The organism is Dialister succinatiphilus YIT 11850, from assembly GCF_000242435.1.
In the GTDB taxonomy this organism is placed as follows: Bacteria; Bacillota; Negativicutes; order Veillonellales; family Dialisteraceae; genus Dialister; species Dialister succinatiphilus.
The window spans coordinates 111,108-115,790 of record NZ_JH591190.1 but is presented as its reverse complement, the minus strand read 5'-3'; the positions used below and the strand labels follow the sequence as shown (position 1 = coordinate 115,790).

The 4,683-nt window shown below is 51.9% G+C and carries 3 protein-coding genes; all 3 read right to left on the bottom strand.

Translation table 11 applies throughout. The annotated features are described in order from the left end of the window. Positions 1-737: 737 nt before the first annotated feature. Positions 738-1,514 (bottom strand): basic amino acid ABC transporter substrate-binding protein, encoded by a 777-nt coding sequence (locus tag HMPREF9453_RS10640; RefSeq protein ID WP_008860569.1) that lies wholly within the window; start codon positions 1,512-1,514, stop codon positions 738-740. Between the two features lie 650 nt (positions 1,515-2,164). After that, complete coding sequence (locus HMPREF9453_RS10635) at positions 2,165-3,112, bottom strand: homoserine O-succinyltransferase (RefSeq protein WP_008860568.1); 948 nt, start codon at positions 3,110-3,112, stop codon at positions 2,165-2,167. Positions 3,113-3,531: 419 nt separating this feature from the next. Beyond that, a partial coding sequence (locus tag HMPREF9453_RS10630; protein ID WP_008860567.1) for an ISLre2 family transposase occupies positions 3,532-4,683 on the bottom strand: 1,152 nt, incomplete at its 5' end.

Below are 4,683 nucleotides of genomic sequence, written 5' to 3'. Positions count from 1 at the left end.
CGAGTGTCATAATCATTCTTACCACCGTCCACACCGACTTCGCTGGATGGCGTCTCACTGGATTCGCGGGTCGCTTCTCTCCCCTATGAATCCAGTTCGCTTGCACACCCTTCGCCACTTCGTGGCCCTCTTCCCCTAAAGGGGACGCAAGAACGTTACGGGATTTACTTTCAGTATCATATGACATGACAAGCATTCTGCGGATTGGCTCGCTACGCTCGCCTCCCCCTATCCGGCTGCGCCGGACTTCCCCCGCAAGCGGGGGCAGAATAAAGCTAACGCATAGCGAAGAATAAAGTCCCCCCGCCGGGGGGAAGGTGGTGGCGCCAGCCACCAAAAGGGGTGCATTTCCTCGCTCTGCAGTAAGCACGGGTTATAGTCCCCTGTGGAGGTCCTGCATAGGACCTCCACGTGGGGCGAAGTAAGGCGCCTAGCCTGCCCATTAAGGCGCTTTCCTTTGCCACCCTTTAGGGGGCGATGAGTTTTGTATGCCGCCAAAGGCGGCAGGATTGTCCCTCTTGCGTTCGAGAATACTGTTTTCTGATGTCTGTCGTCTGATAGTCTGATGTCTTCCCGCCGACTGGTATTCTTTAGTGAACTAGTGGACTAGTGGACTAGTGAGCTAGCAGGAGCCATTAGCGGTACTCACCAAGATTCTTCACTGCGTTCAGAATGACGGTGCTCGGCGGAAAGCCGACAGCCCACAGCAGTCAAGGTCCCACTAGTCCACTAGCCCACTATTTCACAATTTCTTCCGGCGGTTCTTTACCAAACCACTTTTTATAAATTTTCGCAAATTCTCCGTTTTTCTTGATTTTGGCCAGGCCATCGTCGATTTTGGTGAGAAGGTCCTTATTTCCCTTCTTCACTGCAATGGCCAGGTACTCGGTAGACAGGGCCACCGGTGCGGTTTTAACGGAATGGTCTTCCGTTTTCGCCACGTAGTATTCATTGGTGGGGATATCATTGACCACGGCATCCACGGCACCCTGTTTCAAGTCAAGGAATGCATCGCTCAGGGTGCTGTAGGTGCGGACATGAGCCCCTTCGATTTTCCGGGCCGCCTCTTCTCCTGTGGAGCCGATGGTGACGCCCAGGGTTTTACCGGAGAGGTCAGCCTTTGACCGGATATCCTGATTGTCGCTCCTCACCACTACGCCCAGACCGGCAATGTAGTAGGGTTTGGAAAAATCGACAGACTGCTTCCTGTCTTCGGTAACTGTAATGTCATTGATGGCCACATCCAGGTCGCCGGACTTCAGGGCCGGAATGAGACCGTCGAAATTCACATTTCTGATTTCCGTGGAGAGTCCCTCTTCCTTCGCAATGGCATTGATAATGTCCACATCAAAACCTTCATAGGCCTTGGTGTCCATATTCTGGAAACCAAAGGGCGGATAGGCTGCATCCATGCCCACCCGAAGAACGGACGATGTCTGTTTCTCCTGTCCACAGCCTGTCACGGCCGCCGTAATACCGAGAAGCAGAGCTAAGAAAAGAAATAGTTTTTTCATAGGGATCCTCCTATCTAAAAAAAGGCTCATGGACACGCCCTTTGGGCGTGAGGGTTCAGAGGGTTCAGAGGGTTGTGGTAGCGTCCTTCGGGCGCATTATAAAATGGCGCCGCAGGCGCTCACCCTGACTCCATGGCGTGGGCTTTATAACTCCCCTTTGAACCAGCCCGAAAGGCGGAGCCGATTCCGGGCGGAACTTGTGCGGTTCCTGCATAGGAACCGCAAGTCAGGCTCATATGCGAGCATGGCCTGCCCATTAAGCGAGCACCTTACCGCCTGACCGTAGCCCAGGGCGCAGCCCGACGGCGGCTTGAACCCGGGCACCAAAGGTGCCTGAACCCTCTTGCGTTCGAGAATACTGTTGTCTGATGTCTGTCGTCTGATAGTCTGATGTCTTCCCGCCGACTGGTATTTATCGGCATTGATATCACTAACGACAGGCACCGAGATTCTTAACTGCGTTCAGAATGACAGTGTCCGGCGGGAAGCGGTCAGCCGACAGCGGTCAGCGGAAATTTGACTGTCTGCCATCTCCCCACGTTCGGGAATACGGCCCAGCGGACAGCCGACAGCCGATAGCGGATAGCTGTCTCACTGTCTCACTGCCTCACTGCCCCACCAGTACACTAGCTCACTAGATCACCAGCCCATTAATTCCCGTGGAGTGGATTATGTACATTGAAAGGCATGAGATTGTCCAGACTGTAGGGCGTTTCCTGGTATACGAAATTCAGCCAGTTATGGTAAAACAGATGGGCATAGCTGCACCATACGAAGCGGGGCTTTTCCTGGGGATCATCGTAGGGATAGTAATTTTCCGGCAGACGGATGGGAAGTCCCTTTTCCCTATCCCGCTTGTACTCCCATTCCAGGGTGCGCAGGTCGTATTCAAAATGGCCCAGCACGAAAATGCGGCGGGATTCCTTGTCGGAAATAATGTTGATGCCGTTTTCCTCGGACCGGGAAAGAACGGTGAGTTCCGGCGTGGCATCCACTTTTTTATCGTCAATGGAAGTATGACGGGACTGGGGAATGAAATAGCGGTCGTCGAAGCCCCGGAGGAGCGGATGGTAGGCCAAGGTGAGATTGTACTGGTAAATACCGAAGAGTTTCCTTGGAAGGATTCTCTTTTCCACCCCATAGTCCCGATACAGCCCTGCCTGGGCGGCCCAGCAGAAATGGAGGGTGGAGAACACATGGCTGTCGGCCCAGTTGAAATATTTCAGCATTTCCGGCCAGTAATCCACTTCCTCATAGGGCATTTTTTCCACCGGCGCCCCGGTAATGATAAAGCCGTCATATTTCCTGTCCTTAATATCATCAAAGGTGAGGTAATTTTCATCCAGATAGGACCGGTCCGTATGGGTTGTTTCCCGGGAAGCGATACGGGCAAAATCCACATCCAGCTGCAGCGGCGTATCCCCCAGCAGGCGGAGAAGCTGTACTTCTGTCGGTTTCTTAATGGGCATGAGGTTCAGAATCAGTATATGAAGGGGACGGATATCCTGGGTCCGAGCCCTTTTTTCTCCAATGGTTACGATCCCTTCCTTCTTCAGTTCTGAAACAGCGTCCAAACCGTCGGCAATTTTAATCGGCAAAATGAAAACCTCCTTGTAAAAGCATACATGCAATAAAAAAATCCCGTCCCCTAAGGGACGAGATCCTCGTGTTACCACCCAATTTCATCTTTCCGTCACCGGAAAGACCTCACAGGTACGCCGGCCATGCCTTGATACCCTGTCTCTGTAACGGGAGACTCCCGGACTGCTTCACCATTCAGCATATCAAGCTCAGAGGCCATCTTCTCCATGCTTTCCTGTGCTCCTTCTCACCACTGGGAGCTCTCTTTGCCATTCCTGCACGGGTACTCTTCTCTTCCCTGCTTCTTTGAAATTATAGCTATTTTAAACTGTCCGTGAATAAATGTCAATAGGATAGCCTGCGAACGTAAGTGTCAAGTTTTCCTCGGTAATTCATTTGACTGTCGATGATTACTATCTCCGTGGCTTCGGTTTTATCAGTATTTTTGTATAGCTCTGGCCAGTCTCCCCATTGGTGAAGAAGAAGCTCCATAAACGCCTATACGCCCCTCCAGGCATCCCGGCCTATAGTTTCTCATTTTACGCTTCTGCGCCTCACTCCGGACATTCTGGGCGATTTTATGCTCTGTCTGCACCGCAGCCTTGTGCATGGCTCTATCCATCTTTTTGTAGCTTTTCCCATTAGCATGGTACAGGAGAGCTGCTGTAAGTGTTTTATTCTTCCGGGCGGTCAATACCCAAACCATACACTCCATTCCCTCGCTGGACCAGCTCCGCCCCTGCCGCTTCATGCGATAGCTGTAAAACCGGTGATTTGTTTCTGCAGTCCCCAGGTGAATCTCTGTATGGATGCCGCGCTGACTCAGGCTGGGGATATAGGGAGCATTTCTCTCCAGATAGCTCTGCAGCCTGTCTACCCCCTCCAAATCCGCCTCTGTTCGGGCGCAGCTCCGGGCAGTGTCCATCCATACCGGAATCTGTTTCATAATATCGTCGGTCTGGTGAAGTTCTCGGATAATACGGTCTATCAGTTTTCTGTTGCAGAAGCTGAGCCGGGTCCGGATCTTTTCATGCACATGATAGCAGTCGCGGAAGTGCTGGTGATTCAGGCAGCCTTCTACCATTCGCTCAAAGTCCTGGAACTGGTATCCGGACCCTCCATCCCCATTCGACAGCACTGTGGTCTTAGACAGGTCATAGTGCCCATGCAGATAGCTTGCTACCAATGCAAAAAGTTCTTTTCTGCTGGTAGATGCAAAGCAGCGAAGTCCTACCAGTTCTGTCCTGTTGCCATTTTTCCTGACTCCCTCATATACCTGGAGGCGGTGCACTTCCGAAACGCCGCCTTTCTTCTTGTTCTTGAGTACAATTCCATCTCCTTCAATCGCTATAATTTCCGGCTGTGTCGGCTTTTCAACCTTTTCCTCTTCTGCCAATGCTTTTTCATAAGTCTTTGCCTTCTCGCCGGCATAGTTCTTGAGTGAGATAACAGACTGATGGGAGATGGTAATTCCCGCCAGGCTTTGCAGGAGCTCGCTGGCACTGCGAGATGTGGTAATTGCGACAGCCTCGACAATCCGCTCAATCATTCCCAGGCTGTAGTGCTTTCTGGACTCAAAGCCCATTTT

Excerpts from the sequence above, each read along its gene's own strand:
- HMPREF9453_RS10640 (WP_008860569.1), bottom strand. The coding sequence starts at position 1,514 with ATGAAAAAACTATTTCTTTTCTTAGCTCTGCTTCTCGGTATTACGGCG.